This window comes from Francisella sciaenopsi, assembly GCF_045862875.1.
Classification (GTDB): Bacteria; Pseudomonadota; Gammaproteobacteria; order Francisellales; family Francisellaceae; genus Francisella; species Francisella sciaenopsi.
Window position 1 is genome coordinate 22,413 of record NZ_BTHG01000008.1, and the last position, 20,165, is coordinate 42,577.

The window sequence follows — 20,165 nt, forward strand, 5'->3', positions numbered from 1 at the left end:
TAATTTATATTGCCGAATACCAAAAATTAAACTAAACTACCAAGTTACTAGTGTTTAATATTTACTAATTAAAAATGAATTTTCTTAAACCTGCGAAAGCTTTGCCTTTATTAGCTAAAGAGCAAATTCAAAAAGCATATCCTCATTGGCGCCTAAGAATGTTCTTAGTGGCTTATATAGGTTATTTTACATACTATTTCGGTCGTAGTAGTTTCGATGTCTCAAAACAATATATTACAACCTTAACTCCGGATGAACTTGGACTAATTGGAGCTGGTTTAGGTATTGCCTATGGTATAAGTAAATTTTTGATGGGAAATATCTCAGATAGAAGTAATGCAAAGATATTTTTAGCTATTGGATTATTTATCACAGGACTTATAAACCTAATATTACCTAGCTTATTATCATTAGGTGTACTTGTGTTATTCATTGCTATGCTTGTCAATGGTTGGGTGCAAGGTATGGGTTGGCCGGCATGTGCACGTATCATGACACACTGGTTCTGTGCTAATGAACGCGGTACAAAAATGGGGATTTGGAATACTGCTCATAATGTCGGAGCAGGATTTTTAGCTATTGCTGTTGTACCTATTGGGCTACTAATATTCAATGATAACTGGCATGGCCTTTTTTATGTCGCTGGTGCAATGTGTATACTTGTATCAATATTAGTTCTAATTTTTGGTGCAGATACTCCTCAATCAGTTGGTTTACCAGCTATAGAAGTATACAAAGGCTATACAACTTCAGAAGCTTATCATGAGCAAGAGTTTTCAGCTAAAGAAATCTTCTTTAAATATGTTTTAAACAATAAATGGGTTTGGCTAATTGCATTTGCAAATGCTTTTGTTTATTGTGCCAGATATGGTCTTTTAAGCTGGTCAACATATTATCTTGTTCATGTTAAACACATGTCAACAACAACAGGACTTTTGGGATTTGCATTGTTTGAATTACCTGCAATCCCTGGAACTATAATAATTGGTTGGATTACAGATAAATATTTTGGTAGTCGTAGAGCTCCTATGGGTGTGATATGTATGCTTTTATTCATGGGTGCTTTGTTTGTATACTGGTACAGCGACACCGCTTGGGTATTACTACTTTCATTATCTGCTATGGGTGTACTTATCTACGGACCTGTCGCTTTGATAGGAATATTAGCTTTGGACTTAGTACCTAAAAAAGCTGGTGGTACTGCAGCTGGATTTACAGGATTATTTGGCTATTTCTTAGGTACAGTTGGAGCTCAAGCAGTGATTGGTATTATCGCAACTATGCTAGGTTGGGATGCTGTATTTATATTCTTATTAAGTTCTTGTGTGATTGCTACTGCACTATTAGCTATCTGCTGGAACCTAAGTGCAAAAAAACACTAAAATACATTTATGAAAAATATCCTCATCACTGGTGCTAATGGAGGGATCGGTTCTGCCATAGCATTAGCTGCAGCAAAAGCTGGTTATAATGTTGGTTTACATTATAATAAAAATCATGAGAATATTGATAAACTAAAAACCCAACTATCTAGCTATAATATTAATATTTCTACTCATTGCGCTAATATAGCAAATGAAGAAGATATCAAAAAAATGTTTGATGAATTTATGTCTGACCATGGCTCTATGTATGCGCTTATAAATAATGCTAGTACAATTTTTCATACTTCTCGTCTAGAGGATATGAGTGTTGGTCGTCTACAAAAAGTATTCCAAGTAAATGCTATTGGGAATATTCTATGTGCAAAGCATGCGATAAAAAACATGTCACAAAAACATGGCTACAGTGGTGGTAAGATTATTAATATATCATCTGGTGCATCTCGCTCTGGCTCCCCTAATGAGTATATAGATTACGCTTGTACCAAAGGTGCGATTGATACTCTTACAAAAGGCTTATCAAAAGAGCTAGCTGATGAAGGAATTCTTGTGAATTGTATTAGACCTGGCTCTACATATACAGATATCCATAAGCTATCTGGTGATGCTGCTAGAGTTGATAAAATCAAACATAAAATTCCATTAAAAAGAGGTGGCTATCCTGAAGAAATTGCTAGTGGAGTTATTTGGTTATTATCAGATGGTGCAAACTACTGTACAGGAACTATTATCGATATCACTGGTGGATTATAAAATTTATATAAATAAAATTCCTTTTCTCATTTAATAAAAAATCTTCCTTTTTAAAATGTGCTTCAAGATATTTTTATATAACATTTAGACTAGATAAACTTTGCCTCTAAACCATTATTTATAAGCTTAATTATTTGAGCTTCAGATAACTTCAAAGCTTGAGCTATCTGTTTATAGTTTTCATTAAGATAACCTCCAAAATATGCAGGATCATCCGAATTGATAGTTACTTTAACACCCTTTTCTAAAAGTTTAGCTACTGGATGATCAGATAAGCTACTTGTAACTTTTAAGCATTTATTTGATAATGGACACATTGTTAAAGCTATATTATCTCTTATGATTCTCTGTATTAGTTTCTCGTCATTTAAAATAGCATTACCATGATCTATTCTATCAACTCCTAATATATCTATGGCTTCCCAAATATACTCGACAGGACCTTCTTCACCAGCATGAGCAACACAATATAAACCTTCTTTTTTTGCTTGCTCAAAAACTCTTTTAAATTTAGATGGTGGATTTCCTAATTCACTACTATCTAAACCTATGCCTATAAAGCTCTCACGAAAATCCATTATTTTTTCAAAAGAACGTAAAGCATGATTTTCAGATAAATGACGTAAAAAACACACTATTATACTTGTTTTTATAGAAAAATCTTTCTCTGCTTGTTTAATAGCTTTTGTAACTCCACCAAATACTATAGATAAAGATATTCCTCTTTCTAAGTGTGCTTGTGGATCTATAAAAATTTCAGAATGTGTCACAATATCTTGATTTGCCTTGACTAAATAAGCATAGGTCAGATCATAAAAATCTTGCTCAGTTAATATCACAGACATTCCTTGGTAATATAAATCTAAAAAATCTTGAAGATTATTGAAATAATATGCTCTTTTTATTTCATCTATTGAGCCATATTTAAGATTTATTTTATTTCTTTGGGCTAATTGAAACATCATCTCTGGCTCTAATGTTCCCTCTATATGAAGATGAAGCTCCGCCTTAGGCATTGCCAAAAGATTTTCATAAATCATATTTATGATACTAACAAATAAAAGTATTATCCCATTAAAGTTAGTAGATTAGCTATAGAATTAGAGCTTTTTGTTTCTATTTTAAGTAGATTATATAGTATCTTACAAAGCTCTTCCTTGTTAACACTTAATAAATCATCCTTATAAACCTTGTAAATTGAACAATCATTAACAATTGCTTCTACAGTCAAAAAATACTCAGAGTTACAAATACTATCGATCCCTATATGATCATTGTCTGCTACTATACCAATATTACTTTGCCAGCCACCTGGAGAAGTAATATTAAGCGAAGCAAAACCTCTTTGTAGTAAATACAAACTATCTGCTTTTTCACCAGTTTCTATAATATGCTTACCAGTCTCAAAACTACATAACTTCGCTTTTTTAGCTAATTTCATAACGGTCTCTTCAGAACACTTATCAAAGATCTCGAATTTTTTAAAGTCTCTCATTCTTGCACTATAAGCATCCTTAACCATATTAGCAATATTTAATGGATTGATTTCTGTCCATTTAAATCCTAACCTGTCTAATACTTCACTAGTGTAATTCTGTTGGATAGTAAACGTTGTATGATCTCCATCTCCTAACCAACCATAGTGCAACATAAAGTCTTGTATATAAGCCGAGAAAGTTGCAAGATTATATTTATTACGGATACTATTAACAAAATTAGCAAAAGAAGATTTTTCTATCGATAATTCAAGTTGATTATCAATAAGAATATTATCTAGATTAGTTATATTGTTACTATATGTGTGATAAATGCCATTGTATAAATTCTTCTTATCAAAAATAGTACATATAGCTCTAGCAGTATCATTGATGCATGACATCTCCGCTGAATATCCATCAAAAACTTCTCCAATATTTAAAATTGATGTAACTGTCTGAAAGAAACCATTATCTTTCAAATTTTGCTGATGTTTTAGAGTTTCTGAATTGTATACTAAGTTACCTACACGATATATATTTGCGTTAACTCCTTCACTTCTTGCTTTGACAGTTTCATATTCACCCTCTAATTTTGTTTTAATATAAACACTATCTATGCCATCTAATTTAGGAATATCTGCTTCATTAAAAACAATATTTTTCTCTTGATATGATCCAAGTTCACATACAGAGCGAGTCGATATATAGTGGAATGATATTTTTTTATTTTCCTTTGATATATCTAATAAGTTTTTTACAGGTAAAACATTATCATTATAAAACTTTTCATACTCACCATAATGACTTACATTAGCTGCTGTATGTATAATAGACTGAATGCTAGTTAATATATCAGAATACACCTCATCACTTAGCCCCAATTTATCTTTAGATAAATCTCCAGAGTATATTTTTATAGTACCATCTTCAATTTTTTTATTCAGTTTGTCGCCAAAGTAGTAATGAAGTTTTTCTTTGGTACGCTTAAGGGCGTCACTATCATCTTTTCCTCTTACGATAGCTATTATTTTTTTATTTATTTTTATTAGCTCATTCAGTATATGACCTCCGAGAAAACCAGTAGCGCCTGTCACAAGAACTGTATTAATGTTATCAACCTTAGATATATCAACAGAAGCTAACTTATCATATAAGTGCTCAACTCTTTTATTTGCTTTTATCTCTAAAGCTACTAACTCTTTACTTTGCCCGCTAGAATTACTTTCATTTGCTAAGATAATCTGATCAAATTTTAAATTAATATCAAATATACCTACATTAACATTTTTAGTAATATTACGAATAGTTTTGTAATCAAATATATCAGATATTGATAATTTAAGACCTTCGGATTGTAACGCAGAAATAACAGCTATGGCCTTAATTGAATTTCCACCGATAGAGAAGAAAGAATCATCAATCCCTATTTGATTAATTCCTATAATATTAGACCATATTGTAGCTATTTTTTCCTCGATTTCATTTCTTGGAGCCACATATTCAGATTGTAAAGCTGATAAGTCTGGTTCTGGCAAATTTTTTCTATCAACTTTGCCATTTGGTGTTAATGGAAACTTGTCAAGCTTAACATAAAGATCTGGAATCATATAATTAGGTAACTGTTTAGCTAATTCATCCTGAATTAAAGTATTATCTAAATCAGTATCTGCCGTATAATATCCACACAGATATTTATTGTTATTTTTGTCATCTAAAGCTAAAACTACCGCATCTTGTATCTCTTTAATATTTGCTAATCTTGTTTCAATTTCTCCTAACTCCATACGATAACCACGAATTTTGACTTGGAGATCAATACGTCCGAGAAACTCAATATTACCATCATTTCTCCATCTAGCTAAATCTCCTGTACGATATATTCGCTCATTTAAATCATTATGATGCATAAATACCTTTTCAGTTAGCTCAGGTTGATTTAAATATCCTTTTGCCAATCCATTGCCTGCTATACATAGTTCTCCAGGTACTCCTATAGGACAAATATTAAAATTTTTGTCCAATATATATATTCTATAATTTTTTATAGGTTTCCCGATTGGAATATTCAGATAGTCTTTATCTAAATTTATTGTAGTTGCGTAAACTGTTGCTTCAGTTGGACCATAAGCATTTACAAGCTGATATGAAGATGGCTGATAATGTTTCAGTTTATCTCCAGCTGTTATCAAATATTGTAAACATGGAACATCTTTATTTGCAAACTGCTCATAAATTGCTGGAGGCATAAATATATGTGAAATATTATTTTTGTTTATATATTCGGCTAAAGCATCTGGCGATAGCCTTAGTGATTTATCAGAAAAATGTAAATTAGCTCCTGATGCTATAGTTGGAAATATTTCAGATATGGAAACATCAAATGCGACTCCAGCATATTTAAAAATTTGACTATCATTTCTGATGTTATACTCATCAATGTACCAATAACAAAAATTACTTAAAGCTTTATGTTGTACTTCAACACCTTTCGGTTCTCCGGTAGAGCCCGAAGTATAAATAACATAAGCAGGCTGCTCAGTGGAAACCCTAATACTAGGCTTTTCTGAACGACTAGTATCAATACGATCATCTAAACATACAATATTTCCTTTATAGTTATGCTTAAGTTCAGAACATATATACTCTCTATTAGATAGTAAAGTTTTAGCAGCACTACTTTCTAGAATTTTTATTTTTCTATCAAGGGGAAACTCTGGAGATATTGGCACATATGCCTTTCCACTTTTTAATATTCCTAAAATAGCAATAATCATATTACTGTGATTATTATCACTCAGTATAGCAACAAAATCTTCTCTGGTATTACTCAATAAATAATTTGCTATCGCATTAGCCTGCTCATCTAACTCTTGATATGTTAAAACTTGTCCCTTATAAGTTAAAGCTATGTTCGCGGGATATTTCTCCACAACTTTATCAAACATATCAATAACTGTTTTATGTTTAGGATAGTTAATATGTGTATCATTAAACTCACTTAGTATAATCTTTTTTTCCTGAAGTCCAATTAACTCTAGATCTTTTAACTGTTTGCTTTTTTCACTATTAACTATCAGCTTAAGTAAATTTAAATAATAATTTAAAAAGTTTTCTATAGTGGTAGATTCAAAGAGCTCTTTTTTATACTGTATAGTAGCTTCAAGAGAATCATTGTTTGTACTTTGTAGTGTAAGAGTAAGGTCAAACATAGACTCTTTAACTTTTGGTAAATCAACATCTACCGTAAAGCTACTACCATTATGTTTTAAATTTTTTTCTAGATAATTAAAAAAGAAGTTTATAAGAGGTAATCCTCCCGAGTTACTCTTGATATCAGCATCTTGAACTAACTGTTCAAAATTATAATTCTGATTTTTTAATAAATTAAGTGATAGGTTCTTTATGTTATTAAAATATTCAGTAATAGTTCCAACTTCATCAATCTTAACTCTAAAAGGTAAAGTGTGTACAAACATACCAATATGTTCAGATATACAGGAATTTGTTCTTCCTGTAGTTGCCGTACCAACTGTTATATCACTTTGCCTTGAATATCTTGAAAGTAATAGACTATATACCCCTATCATCAACATATAGGGTGTAATATCAAGTTTCTGACAGTAAGAAAATATTTCTTTTTTAAAGTTATCATCTATGGTTTTACTCAAATAACTTGCATTACTACTCATATTAGATGACTTTAAGTAGTCAAAAGGAAACTCAATCTCGTTCGCGCCATCAATTTGTTTAATCCAATAGTCTCTAGTGTTCTTATATGAATCCGACTTAATATAGAAATTTTTATACCAGTATGCATAATCTTTATATTGCATACTAAGCTCTCCAAGATCTATACCATCGTATATATCAAATAACTCTCGAACAAAAGGCTCTACTGAAGTACCATCAAATATAATATGATGAAAATCAAATAGTAATACATGATAATCTCTACTTATTTCTAATAAACAAACTCTAAATAATGGTGTTTCTGAAAGTTTAAAAGGCTTAATAAAATCTCTAATTGTTATATCAAGTTCTTCAGCAGAGATTTTCTTATATTGTTTAGATACATTAGATTTAGTATTTATATTCTGTACTACAGCATCATCAGTATATTCAAAACTAGTTCTCAGAGATTCATGTCTCTGTATTAATTTATCCAAAGCTAAACCAATTTGCTCTTTATCAATATCTCCAAAAATTTTCAAACATAAAGGTATATTATAAGTAGTCCCTTGATTTCCTAGCAAATCTGTTACGTATATACCTTTCTGAGAACTTGTAACTGGATACTTATCAAGTTTAGGAGCATGTACAATCTCATGATCAGGACTTTTTTCTTGCAAACATTTTGCAAAATCCTGAATTATTGGATTCGCTAAAATATCTGCTACACTTATTTGATAACCTTTTTTTGAAATTGCTGATACTAAAGATATGGCTAGTATAGAGCTTCCACCAAGTTTAAAAAAATTATCTAATACGCTTACTTTGCTGATTTTAAGAACACTTTCAACTTCATTAACTATAATTTGCTCTGCTTCATCTCTTGGTGCGATATATTCAGATTGAAATGCCGACATATCAGGACTAGGTAAGCTCTTTCTATCAACTTTTCCATTAGGTGTTAATGGAAATTTTTCCATTTTAATATAAATCTCTGGAATCATATAATCAGGTAAATACTGATTTAACTGTTTTATAATAAACTCATTATCTATGTTTTTATCTGATATATAATATCCACATAAATATTTATTATTTTTATTATCATCCAAAGCGACTACAGCTACATCATCAATATTTTCAATACTCGCTAATCTAGCTTCAATTTCACCTAGCTCAATTCTAAATCCACGAATCTTAACTTGAAAATCAATCCTTCCTTGAATTTCAATATTACCATCTTCTCTCCAAATAGCTAAATCACCAGTCTTATATAAAATATCTTTAATAATTCTTTGATCTCCATCATATTTAAATGGATTATCTATAAACTTTTCTTTGGTTTGATCTTGTTTATTGAAATAGCCTAAAGCTAAGCTTTCTCCTGCAATACATAATTCTCCTGGAACACCCACAGGACATAACTTTAGCTCATTATCAACAATATAAATTTGGACATTTGAAAGTGGTTTACCAACCGGTATGTTTTGATAATTTTTATCAACTTGAAAATCTGTCACATAAACTGTTGATTCTGTAGGGCCATAACCATTTATAAAGTTATAGGATCTTTCAGTCCATTCTTTAAGTTTTTCACCACCAACTTCTATAAAATCAAGTTGCTCATTATTATAAGCTCTTAGGTACTGTTCTCCTAGCTGAGTTGTTAGGAAACATCCTTTAACCTTATTTTTATAGAAATATTTATCTAATTCTTCAAGAGACATTCTTACATGCTCTGATAATATATGAACTGTCCCACCAACTATTAAAACTGGGTATGTTCCCATTATACAAGCATCAAAACTAAAGCTAGCATATTCGGCAATTTGATCCCCAGATTTAAGTTCTCGCTTATCTTTATACCAATAAGAGAAATTCATAATGTTTTGATGAGATAACATAACTCCTTTTGGGTTCCCAGTTGAACCAGAAGTATATATCAATAGTGCAATATCTTTAGTATCTACATAAATATCTCTATGAAAGGTTGATTCGAAACTATCTATATGATCAATATCATTAAATTCACCATCAAATTTTATTTTATCAATTAATATTTTTTCTGAAATTAATGCAACAGCTTGTGCATCATCAAGCATATATTGCACACGTTCAAGAGGATACTTCTCATCTATACAAACATATGTATACCCAGCCTTCCACGCTGCAAGCATACTTGCTAGTATTTCTACTCTACGAGTCATATAAATAGCAATAATATCTAGTGAGTTTTGTTTTTTTGGAGGTAATGAATTTGCAATTTTATTAATTATTTGATCAAATTGTTTATATGTTAAACTTTTCCCATCCACAACTATAGCTATATTATCTGGATATTTTTTTACCGCATCATCAAATATATCTATAATAGTTTTATCTCTAGGATAGTCTGTATATGTATTATTGAATTTATTTAATATTAGATTTTTATCTTCTTCTGATAATAAAGAATAGTACTGATTATTTCTGATCACATTTATCTCCAAAAAATTTAATTAATATAGCTGTTTTATCATCTTGGGCTAAAGATTCATCTTTAAATAAATTTATATCTTCAAGTAATTTGTCTAACTGGTTTGAAGCTGCAAGCTCCGAGCTTGTTATCAAAATATTTTTTATTTTATCAATACCATAAAAACCTTGTGATGATTTGGTTTCTGATAATCCATCAGTATATAAAAGTAAACTTTTGCAATTTACCATATCAACAATGTCTTCACTATATATAGCATCTGGATCTATACCTAAAACTATATAACCATCATCCAAAGATGCTAATTGATTATCATTTAATACAATAATAGGTTTATCATGCCCTGCATTTGATATATATATTTTGTTACTTCCAAAATCAATTTTCATACATATACAACTAATAAACATGCTATTCTTATTGTGTTTACACATATAACTATTTAATTTTGTAATTATATTTGCACAAGAAGTTTCTGATGAAATAAGAAACCTAAATCTAGCTAATAAAAATAAGCTAAAGATACTTGCTGCAGAGTTTTTTCCCATTGAATCCCCTATTAATATCCACAGATTGTTTTCTTTGTCCTTTCTTATATCATAGATATCTCCACTTAAATCCTCTGCCGAACTATAATGTGTTGCTATATCTAAATTTTTAATTTGAGACATATCAATAGAATCAGACATAAACATTTCTTGAATTTGCTTAGCCAAATGTAATTCTGACTTTTTAATATTAAATTTTTTCTGTATTTCAATATATCTAAGAATATCAGTTCTCATCTTTTCTACAGATTCAAATAATTTTTGAATTTCTACACTCTGTATATTTGATAATTCAATTTTTTTATCAAGATTTTTATTATCCACAATATTTTCTAGATGATTCGATAAGTCAACTAATGGCAAAATTAATTTATCAATTTTCTTACGCAAAATTTTTGATAAAAGAATATTTAGAATTATCAGTAAAAAAATAAGAATGATAAAAACAGATAAAACCATCAATATTAATTTAGTTAAATCGATCTCAGTTATAATATCAATACTTCCAAAAACAAGACTTTCTTTGCGATATATTCGTAATCCATCGACATACCACTCACCATTGATTGGCTGTATTAAAAAATTATTATATGAAAGTTTAGGAGTTAAATTACTATCAAACTTAGCATATGCAGGTCTATCATAATTATCTTCAACACGTACAAAAACGCTGGTATCACTAAAATCTATTTCTGACTTTATTAAATTAACTATATCTTTTATATCAATATCTAATGCAGCTACTGCATATATCTCATGATTACTATTAGTTACAGGAAATGAATAGGTTGCTGTAAATTCACCAACTTCTTGACTAAATAAATTACTCGTAGGAAGATCAATAAATGCTTTTTTCTCAATCAATGGTTTTTTAAACCATTCTCTATCATAATAACTAGTTCCATATTTATCATATACTTCTGAAAGTTCTTTCAATTTCACTATATTATTGTATTTATAAAGATAAACTCCTCTAGCTCCGTACTCAGGAATAATTGCATAAGCAATACCAAAAATATCCTCATGAGCTATCAATATATCTTTTGTAAAAGAGATAAGCTGGTCACTAATATAAGGATTGGATATAACAGTGTCCGAATCAAGTAAATATAAAGTTTTAATCTCAGCTGAGGATGATGCTATTTCACGTTCAATTCTATCTGATACTTGATCTATAGATGTATACATTCTATTAACTTTAACAGTTTCTTTATATGTAAAAAAAGAGAACAATGATGCTACTAATACTAAAAATATTATAAATATAAGTATATTAATAAACCAATAAGCTGGTCTATGAAAATACCATGATAAGTTTCTACGAATATGCTTATTATCAGTTTTCATAACAATATTTCTAAAAAATTTATATTATATTTACCAACTCTCTCATAATCCCATCTATCACAAAAATTTTCTATTAGACTAATTCCATGACCTCCAATACTATGCTCATTTTGTTCTTTAGAGTATTTATTATAGTCAAAGTAAGATGCATTATCTTTCAAGGATAATTTTATACAGGAAGCACAATTTTCAATGAATATTTCAAACTCTAGAGATGCATGATTTAGATTATTTCCATGATACCAACAGTTAAGCATTAACTCTTCATAGATTAATTTAATTTTGAACAATTCAATATCATCGATTTTTTCTTCTCGCAAAATTACATCAAGGTCATAAATAAAATTATTTATGTCCTCTAAATTGAAACATTCTCTTGAGATATTTAATTTCATTTTAATTGATCTTTTGCTTCTTCAAAATTTTCGCAAACAGGAATAAGTTTTATAAACCCAGATACTCTTAAAACTTCTCTAACTAAACTAGATGGTTTTAGTATCAACATTTTTTTGTTATCAATAGATATATCTTTAAAAATTATTATTAAAGATCTTAAGCCAGCACTGCTTAAATAAGATAGTTTTGAAAAATCTAATATGAGATTGTTTTTTTTATCTACGGATAATTCTTTTATAGTCTCATTAAATTTATTACATGATGCTGAATTTAATTCACCATTCAAACAAATAATCAATATATTACTTTCTTCATTAGAAGATGTTATTTCCAACATTATATACATACCCTTTATTAAATATAATTAAACTAATTTATCTTATAAAAAAATTTTTTTAAATATATTTTTACAGCATTTTAATATTATTTAAAAAATTTATTAAATTTTTATAGCAAAATACATAATGTATATTTAGAATTTACAATATTAGATAGAACTTTTATATAAAACTATTGTTTGTCTTACAAACAGATATTTTATATCTTGGTGTTAATCTATTTAAAATTAGATTAGTACTTAAATTACCAATTTCATAATCCAAAAATATATTAATATCTAATATATTTATCTTTTGAACATCATAATACAAACCAGTTCCTAAACATTTAATTATCGACTCTTTAATATTAAAAACATCAAAGAAAAAATGTAACTGCTCTTCATGACTTTCAAGAGAACTATAATATTTGATTTCTTCATCATGCATTATAATATTTTTTAAATCAGAATGATTAATACCACTATCAATATGCTCAATATCAACACCAAGTTGATATTTGTCACTAATTCCAACTAATATATAATTATTAGAATATGAAATACTAAAATCTATATTATTATTATCTTTAAGCATTGGCTTTTTGTATACTCCATACTTTAGATCAAAATTATTAATATTATAACTATCGTTAAGATGGTGATATAAGAAACTTCTAGCAAGTAGCCTTTTAAATCTATCATTTTCAAATTTATAGGTTTGTATCTCAATTTTTTGCTTTTTGGGAATAATATCAAAATCATATTCTAAAGAATTTTTGCTTATATCTAATAAAAACAATTCAATATCATTAAAAATATGACTAATCTTCTCAAACTTCATAAACTATTAACATTTTACGATAAATATACAATAATATCTTAAACTTAGAGAAATACGAAGAATCTCAAATATAAACTGATATTCATACAATCTATAAGAATTTGTTATAGAACTTATAACCATATACTATTTGACTAGACTTTTTCATTTACATACAATCACTTGTAGACCTTAATTTTATTTTAAAAATAAGATTTGGTTCAGTTTAGAAAGTATAAGAGCAATCTTATATTATAAGTTAACTTTATAGTGAGGAAATCACCATGCTAAAGAAAATTGTAACAGCATTAGGAATGTCTGGAATGCTACTGGCAACCAATAGTGCTATAGCTGATGACAAAAATACCGAAATGGCTACACCTCAAAGTGTAGATTTATCACCATTACGTAATCTAAATAAGCTTGATAGCCCAATGGGTAAAAGCTATGACTATCACCAATCCTTCAAAAAATTAAATACTGAAGAACTAAAAAAAGATATGCAAGATCTTTTAACTAAATCTCAAGATTGGTGGCCGGCTGATTTTGGTAATTACGGTCCTTTCTTTATTAGATTATCTTGGCATGATGCTGGTACTTATAGAATAGCAGATGGTCGTGGTGGTGCTAATCGCGGACAACAAAGATTCTCTCCATTAAATAGTTGGCCTGACAATGTTAACCTTGATAAAGCAAGACAGCTTTTATGGCCAATCAAACAGAAATATGGTGATGCTGTATCTTGGTCAGATTTGATTGTTTTAGCAGGTACAGTCTCTTTGGAATCAATGGGAATGAAACCAATTGGTTTTGCTTTTGGTAGAGAAGATGATTGGCAAGGTGATGATACAAATTGGGGAGTGTCTCCTGAAGAGTTAATGTCTAGCAATGTAAAAAATGGCAAACTTGCCCCAGCTTATGCTGCTACGCAAATGGGATTAATATATGTAAACCCAGAAGGTCCTGATGGTAAACCAAATATCAAAGGTGCTGCTAGCGACATTCGCCAAGCATTTGGTGGCATGGGTATGACAGATAAAGAAACTGTTGCGTTAATTGCAGGCGGACATTCATTCGGTAAGACTCACGGAGCAGTTCCTGAGAAAGATATCAAAAAAGATATTGGACCAGCTCCAGATAAAGCACCTATCGAGCAACAGGGTCTTGGCTGGCATAACAGTTATGGTACAGGTAATGGTGATGATACTATGGGCAGTGGCCTTGAAGGCTCTTGGACTTCCACACCTACATATTGGAATCATGACTTCTTACATAATCTATACAATTTAGATTGGAAAAAAACTCTTAGCCCTGCTGGTGCTCATCAATGGACTCCTACAAATGCTAAGCCAGAAAATATGGTTCCTGATGCTCATAAGCCAGGTGTAAAACATAAACCTATAATGTTTACAACAGACTTAGCACTGAAAGAAGATCCAATATTTAATAAATATGCTGAAGAATTCTATAAAAATCCTGAAGAATTTAAAGAAGAGTTTGCTAAAGCATGGTTTAAATTAACTCATAGAGATATGGGTCCAAAATCTAGATATATAGGTCCGTGGATTCCTAAGCAAAACTTTATATGGCAAGATCCTGTACCTGTAGCTAACTACAAGCAAGTATCAGCTCAAGATATATCTCAACTTAAGCAAGATATTATAAATTCAGGATTAACTAATCAACAGCTTATAAAAACAGCTTGGGATTCAGCTTCTACATATCGTAAAACTGACTATAGGGGTGGAGCAAATGGCGCAAGAATTGCTTTAGCTCCTGAAAAAGATTGGCAAATGAATGAACCTGCTAAACTTGAGGTTGTTCTTGCTAAGCTTAAAGAGATTCAAACCAACTTTAACAATAGCAAAACTGATGGTACTAAAGTATCATTAGCTGACTTAATAGTCCTAGGTGGTAATGTGGGTGTTGAGCAAGCAGCTAAAGAAGCTGGCTATAGTATAGAGATACCATTTGTACCAGGTAGAACAGATGCTACGCAAGCCCAAACTGACATAGAGTCTTTTAATTACCTAAAAACTAAGTCTGATGGATTCATAAACTATACTGATGGTAGCGTAACATCTAATCAATTACCTCAAGCACTAGTTGAAAAAGCTAGTATGCTTAAACTGAACATTCCTGAGATGACGGTATTAGTTGGTGGTTTACGTGCACTAAATGTGAACTATGATGATTCTCAAGAAGGTGTATTTACTAAAACTCCAGGTCAACTTAATAACAACTTCTTTGTAAACTTACTTGACATGTCTACAAAATGGGAAAAATCTGACACAAATAGTGGTGAATACATTGGTATAGATAGAAAAACTGGTGCTCAAAAGTGGACTGCTTCTTCTGTTGATCTAATCTTTGGTTCAAACTCTGAACTTAAAGCTGTGGCTCAAGTTTATGCTGAAAATGGTAATGAGCAGAAATTTGTAAATGACTTTGCAAAAGCTTGGCATAAAGTTATGATGCTCGGCAGATTTGATGTTCAAGAATAATTAACACTAATCTCTTTATCTTTCTTACTACTAAAATATTGCATATCTAATCATTTACTCTAATATTTAAAATATAATCACAAATTATATTAGAGTGTATATGGCAATAAATCTTTATCATGAAAATGATTATCTAAGACAAAATAATGATATCTCAAAAAAGGATAATTTTTCTCCTTTTAGAAGGGATTATGCTCGTGTTGTCCACTCTTCATCATTTAGAAGGCTTCAAGCAAAAACTCAAATTTTCCCTAGTTTTGAAAATGACTTTTTTAGAAATAGGCTTACTCACTCTCTAGAGGTAGCGCAAATAGCCAAATCTATAGCTGTTAAACTTAACGCAGAACATGGACTAAATTTAGATTATGATCTAATTGAAACAGCAGCACTCTGTCATGATATTGGCCACCCTCCTTTTGGTCATAACGGTGAGGTTGCTTTAAATAAAAAAATGCGTAATTTTGGCGGCTTTGAAAGTAATGCTCAAACGCTACGACTAATATCACATACAGCCAAAAAAGATATTGATCAAAAGCAAACTTTTGGTTTAAATCTAACATATAGAACTCTTGCAGCAACTATAAAATATGATCAACTCATTCCTCCAATTAGTGATCTAGGTAAGCTTACGAAAGGTTACTATAATGAAGAGTCAAGACTAGTTGAAGATATCAAACAAAAACTCCTCGAGCCTTATGGCAGAGCAACTGTAGAAAACTTCAAAACTATAGAATGTTATATAATGGATGTAGCTGATGATATTGCCTACTCAACTTATGATGTCGAAGATGCTCTTAAAGGAGGATTTATAGATCCACTATCTATGGCAAGTATTGATAATAAGCTTCTAGATAAAATCTACAATGCAATGCCCAGTGATTTAGAAATTACTAAGAGCGAAATTCAAAATATCCTCAAAGATATATTTTCAGATTATATTGACTTCAGTACAGATAGCACAGCTATATACAAGATATCAAAAAATATTGCTAACAACAGCTTATTACGTACAAAACTAACCTCAAAATTAGTTAATAGTTGTATTCAAAATATTGAACTAGACTTAAACATAGAAGTTCCTATTATTTCAAAGGTATATCTGAATAATGAAATTAGAAAACAAGTAGAAGTACTTAAAAAATATATTTTATTTAAAATAATAAAATCACCTAAACTCAATGTCTTAAGATATCGTGGTCGAGAAATAATTTCAGAGATTTTTGATATTTTAATTAATTCAACTCCTGATGAAAGTCTACTACCTGATGATATCGGCGCTATATTCTATAATACCCATAGCTCTCACGGAAAAGCTAGAATAATAAGCGATTACATATCTTCTATGACTGATAGATATATAATAGAGCTTTACAATCAATTCAAATCAGACCCTTCAGCTATGATTTTTAAGCCTTTCTCATAAACCAGCTAGCTGCTGCAATCCCAAAAAATGATACCGCTCCAGCAAATACAATTAAATATACTGGTACCAGAAGGTCATTAGTTGTAGCTATAAGTGATATTGTCAAGGCTGGAATACCTGCGGAAAATATCAAATATCCTAGATTATAAGCAATACCATAACCACGACATCTATACTCTAATCTAAAGAAGTTTGTAATAATTACATTATATGTTGGAGCAAAAAAACCATAGATTATAGATAACAATATGAAATAACTGTATATACTCTCTCCAGCTATTATGTTCTTATAAAAAACTGGTGTTAAAGCTATACTCAATATTATCAATAGAGACATCATTTTTGTTTTAGAAACATAATCACTAATAAATCCCCCAACCAAGCAACTAATAGCTGAAACTATAGATCCTGTTAACAATATATTAGAAACATCAAAATCTGAAATAATATACATCTGTTTATACGCGGGTAAAAACATATATAGCTGGGTAGTTAACATAGCAATACAAGCAACTAAGGCTATACCAACAATTACTTTCACAATAAACAAAGAGTTTTCGGAGCGAGGTTTATCTAGCGCTTCAACAACTCTAGGAACATCAACAATATTTTTTCTGAGGAAAAATAATATAAATGTAAAACAAGCACCTATGAAAAATCCAATCCGCCAACCATAATTTTCTATAAAGCTTTGGCTAGTAAAGTGGTTCAAGACAAATAGTACTAGTGATGTCATCATAATCCCAATACTCAAACAACAAAACACTATACTTGTCATGAAACCTTGTCTTTTAGGATAGTTCTCAACAATATATACTACTGATACTGGTATTTCAGCTCCTACTGCTAATGATTGTATACAACGTAAACCAACAAACAAAATAGTAGCTAAAACACCAATACTTTCTATGGTAGGTAAAAAAGCTAATGCTAAAGTCGCAAAGAATAGTAAAAACATATTAAGCCTTAAGACAAATGCTCTACCCTTCTTATCAGCAAGATATCCAAACCCCCAAGCGCCAATAGGACGCACAAGATACCCAACGATATAAACTAAAAAAACTAATAAAGTATTACTTATAGAACTACTTTTATCAAAAAACTTACTACCAATTGCTACAGCAAACACTGAGTATATGGCAAAATCATAGAACTCAAAAGCAGCTCCTAATGATGAAAATAGTAATCTATTATAGTTTTTCATTAATTTTCTAATATCTAAGTTTGATGAAGATTTTAGTATATACTAGTGAAATAATAATGATAATCAAATATTAATTAGCATAAGCAATAGATAGCTCCATCAATTCTAAAGTTATACTATAACTGTCTAGATTAACTTCTGGATTCAATAATTCGCAAATTTTAGCTTTCAATTGTTGTGAGATTTCTTCTAGATGCTCAAGCTTTCTTCCTTTTAGAACTTTTATCTGCACATGGATTACATCTAATCTATCATCTCCAGCTACACTACTAAAACTGTATCTATAGACTCTACTTTTAAAGGTTTCTAACTTAGTTGGTAACTTCTCTACCAAAAATTGTTGTGCTAAATTTATCACCTTCTTTGCTAATTCTGTATCAAATTGGTGAGGTACTTCTAAGATTATATGCGGCATTTAAATTCCTTTTTTAATATATTGATTTAATGGAAGCATCAAAAACACTATTCTAGCTATATAGAATAATATTAGTGCAATCCATAAACCATAATTTTCATAGGGGTGTAATAAAAAAACAAAAGCAATATACACTCCTGCTGATAAAATCATCGCATTTCTCATTGCTACAGTCTTTAGGAGACCTACAAACACACCATCTACCCAAAAGCTAATACTTGCGAATAAAGGCATAAGAAACGAAAAAATAATATATTTATTTATCTGAATCTTAACGTCTACAATATCGGTAAAGATTGATACGATATAACCACTAAAAGTAAAATAAATTAAAGATAGAACTAGAGTTAGTATCATACTTTGAACAAATGTCTTGTAGATAGTCTCCCTTAATAAGCTTGTATTTTTATCAACATAAGCTTGAGCAACTAACGATTCAGTTGTATTAGCAAGAGCATCCAAAAACATCGCAAAAAACATACCTATTTCTACAAGTATAGTATTTGCAGCTAAAATAGTTTTTCCGTAATTCGAAGAAAATATATAAAAAGAATTAAATGCTAATAATAAACATAAAGAACGTACAAAAATATTTATATTAAGTTGAAGAAAAGGCATATAGCTATCCAAACTTAAGAGCTTATAATCTGCTAACTTTTTAATATTAAAACTACTTGATTTATAGAAATATCTAAATATTTTTATACTCAGATAAGTGCTACAACTAGCAGAGGCTATAACTAAAGAAATTGCTACACCAACAACATTATAATTGAGAATAACAACAAATATTGTGCTCAACACTATTGCTACAATCATATAGATAATAGAACTATAAAGTACTACTCTAGGATTTCCAACACCAATAAAGAAACCAATAAAAATATAATTTAGTAATGAAAATAACAAAATATAAATAGCAGCATTATAAAAATTTGCTAATAAAATTTTTATATCCAATGAGATATTTAATACCTTTAATACAGCAATCAGAATTACACTTTTAAAACTAAAAACAATTATTGATATTAATAATGCGATTAATACCGCCTTTATAACTATTTCCATTATCTTTTCGAGATTATTTAGTGACTGGGCTATCAACCCTGTCAAACTCATTCTAAAAAATGAAAACATGAAGCAAATAACATTTATTATTGAAACTCCTAATCCTATAGCTGCAAGATAGTTGCTATCACTGAGATGACCAATTAATGCAGTATTAACAATACCAACCATTGGTAAAACCAAATTAGATAATATAAGAGGTAAAGATAATAAAAATATTTTTTTGTGCATCTAAAAATCAAATAGCTATATATAAACAAAATTATAGCATTTTAAAACTATCTATAGTCAGCTCCATTATGTATATCCCAGCTATTAGTTTTTACTGTCAGCTATTAGTTTTTGATAATTAATTATTTATAA

Annotated in this window: 13 protein-coding genes; 4 read left to right on the forward strand and 9 right to left on the reverse strand. The window is 29.8% G+C overall.

Translation table 11 applies throughout. From position 1 onward, the window contains the following. Window positions 1-74 precede the first annotated feature (74 nt). Complete coding sequence (locus ACKTR7_RS09400) at window positions 75-1,382, forward strand: MFS transporter (protein ID WP_407878053.1); 1,308 nt, start codon at window positions 75-77, stop codon at window positions 1,380-1,382. Between the two features lie 9 nt (window positions 1,383-1,391). Further along, a complete protein-coding gene (locus tag ACKTR7_RS09405) occupies window positions 1,392-2,135 on the forward strand; it encodes an SDR family oxidoreductase (protein ID WP_407878054.1) in 744 nt (247 codons plus the stop codon). A gap of 89 nt (window positions 2,136-2,224) precedes the next feature. Here the strand turns inward: ACKTR7_RS09405 and ACKTR7_RS09410 are convergent, their stop codons facing one another. The 6 genes from ACKTR7_RS09410 to ACKTR7_RS09435 form a co-directional block, all read right to left on the reverse strand. Further along, window positions 2,225-3,175, reverse strand: a complete 951-nt coding sequence (locus tag ACKTR7_RS09410; protein WP_407878055.1) for an adenosine deaminase — start codon at window positions 3,173-3,175, stop codon at window positions 2,225-2,227. Window positions 3,176-3,201: 26 nt separating this feature from the next. Beyond that, the gene (locus tag ACKTR7_RS09415) at window positions 3,202-9,759 is read right to left on the reverse strand and encodes an amino acid adenylation domain-containing protein (RefSeq protein WP_407878056.1); all 6,558 of its coding nucleotides are present in this window, start codon (window positions 9,757-9,759) and stop codon (window positions 3,202-3,204) included. Continuing rightward, window positions 9,746-11,653 (reverse strand): SpoIIE family protein phosphatase, encoded by a 1,908-nt coding sequence (locus ACKTR7_RS09420; protein WP_407878057.1) that lies wholly within the window; start codon window positions 11,651-11,653, stop codon window positions 9,746-9,748. Before ACKTR7_RS09420 ends, ACKTR7_RS09415 begins: the two co-directional genes overlap by 14 nt. Then, the gene (locus tag ACKTR7_RS09425) at window positions 11,650-12,048 is read right to left on the reverse strand and encodes an ATP-binding protein (protein WP_407878058.1); all 399 of its coding nucleotides are present in this window, start codon (window positions 12,046-12,048) and stop codon (window positions 11,650-11,652) included. Before ACKTR7_RS09425 ends, ACKTR7_RS09420 begins: the two co-directional genes overlap by 4 nt. Then, window positions 12,045-12,386, reverse strand: coding sequence for an STAS domain-containing protein (locus tag ACKTR7_RS09430; RefSeq protein ID WP_407878059.1), 342 nt, complete (start codon window positions 12,384-12,386; stop codon window positions 12,045-12,047). Before ACKTR7_RS09430 ends, ACKTR7_RS09425 begins: the two co-directional genes overlap by 4 nt. A 163-nt stretch (window positions 12,387-12,549) precedes the next feature. After that, a complete protein-coding gene (locus tag ACKTR7_RS09435; RefSeq protein ID WP_407878060.1) occupies window positions 12,550-13,209 on the reverse strand; it encodes a 4'-phosphopantetheinyl transferase family protein in 660 nt (219 codons plus the stop codon). A gap of 263 nt (window positions 13,210-13,472) precedes the next feature. Between ACKTR7_RS09435 and katG the strand changes: the two genes are divergently transcribed. Further along, window positions 13,473-15,692 carry a catalase/peroxidase HPI gene (katG, locus tag ACKTR7_RS09440; protein ID WP_407878061.1) on the forward strand — a complete coding sequence of 740 codons (2,220 nt, stop codon included), beginning with the start codon at window positions 13,473-13,475 and terminating at the stop codon, window positions 15,690-15,692. Window positions 15,693-15,792: 100 nt separating this feature from the next. Further along, the gene (gene dgt, locus ACKTR7_RS09445) at window positions 15,793-17,115 is read left to right on the forward strand and encodes a dGTP triphosphohydrolase (protein ID WP_407878062.1); all 1,323 of its coding nucleotides are present in this window, start codon (window positions 15,793-15,795) and stop codon (window positions 17,113-17,115) included. On the opposite strand, the gene ACKTR7_RS09450 is transcribed toward dgt, so the two are convergent. The 3 genes from ACKTR7_RS09450 to ACKTR7_RS09460 all read right to left on the reverse strand — a co-directional run bounded on the left by ACKTR7_RS09450 (window position 17,099) and on the right by ACKTR7_RS09460 (window position 20,033). After that, on the reverse strand, window positions 17,099-18,319 hold the full coding sequence (locus ACKTR7_RS09450) for an MFS transporter (RefSeq protein WP_407878063.1): 1,221 nt from the start codon (window positions 18,317-18,319) through the stop codon (window positions 17,099-17,101). The genes dgt and ACKTR7_RS09450 overlap by 17 nt on opposite strands. Window positions 18,320-18,389: 70 nt before the next feature. After that, window positions 18,390-18,734, reverse strand: coding sequence for a tautomerase family protein (locus tag ACKTR7_RS09455; RefSeq protein WP_407878064.1), 345 nt, complete (start codon window positions 18,732-18,734; stop codon window positions 18,390-18,392). Then, entirely contained in the window at window positions 18,735-20,033 is a 1,299-nt protein-coding gene (locus ACKTR7_RS09460) for an MATE family efflux transporter (RefSeq protein ID WP_407878065.1), read from the reverse strand. It lies immediately after the preceding gene. Window positions 20,034-20,165: the final 132 nt, after the last annotated feature.

What these genes read in the sequence shown, in the direction of transcription:
- katG (WP_407878061.1), top strand. Translation starts at nt 13,473, where the DNA reads ATGCTAAAGAAAATTGTAACAGCATTAGGAATGTCTGGAATGCTACTG.
- ACKTR7_RS09420 (WP_407878057.1), bottom strand. Translation starts at nt 11,653, where the DNA reads ATGAAAACTGATAATAAGCATATTCGTAGAAACTTATCATGGTATTTT.
- ACKTR7_RS09455 (WP_407878064.1), bottom strand. Translation starts at nt 18,734, where the DNA reads ATGCCGCATATAATCTTAGAAGTACCTCACCAATTTGATACAGAATTA.
- ACKTR7_RS09430 (WP_407878059.1), bottom strand. Translation starts at nt 12,386, where the DNA reads ATGTTGGAAATAACATCTTCTAATGAAGAAAGTAATATATTGATTATT.
- ACKTR7_RS09435 (WP_407878060.1), bottom strand. Translation starts at nt 13,209, where the DNA reads ATGAAGTTTGAGAAGATTAGTCATATTTTTAATGATATTGAATTGTTT.
- ACKTR7_RS09410 (WP_407878055.1), bottom strand. Translation starts at nt 3,175, where the DNA reads ATGATTTATGAAAATCTTTTGGCAATGCCTAAGGCGGAGCTTCATCTT.
- ACKTR7_RS09425 (WP_407878058.1), bottom strand. Translation starts at nt 12,048, where the DNA reads ATGAAATTAAATATCTCAAGAGAATGTTTCAATTTAGAGGACATAAAT.
- ACKTR7_RS09450 (WP_407878063.1), bottom strand. Translation starts at nt 18,319, where the DNA reads ATGAAAAACTATAATAGATTACTATTTTCATCATTAGGAGCTGCTTTT.
- ACKTR7_RS09400 (WP_407878053.1), top strand. Translation starts at nt 75, where the DNA reads ATGAATTTTCTTAAACCTGCGAAAGCTTTGCCTTTATTAGCTAAAGAG.
- ACKTR7_RS09460 (WP_407878065.1), bottom strand. Translation starts at nt 20,033, where the DNA reads ATGCACAAAAAAATATTTTTATTATCTTTACCTCTTATATTATCTAAT.
- ACKTR7_RS09405 (WP_407878054.1), top strand. Translation starts at nt 1,392, where the DNA reads ATGAAAAATATCCTCATCACTGGTGCTAATGGAGGGATCGGTTCTGCC.
- dgt (WP_407878062.1), top strand. Translation starts at nt 15,793, where the DNA reads ATGGCAATAAATCTTTATCATGAAAATGATTATCTAAGACAAAATAAT.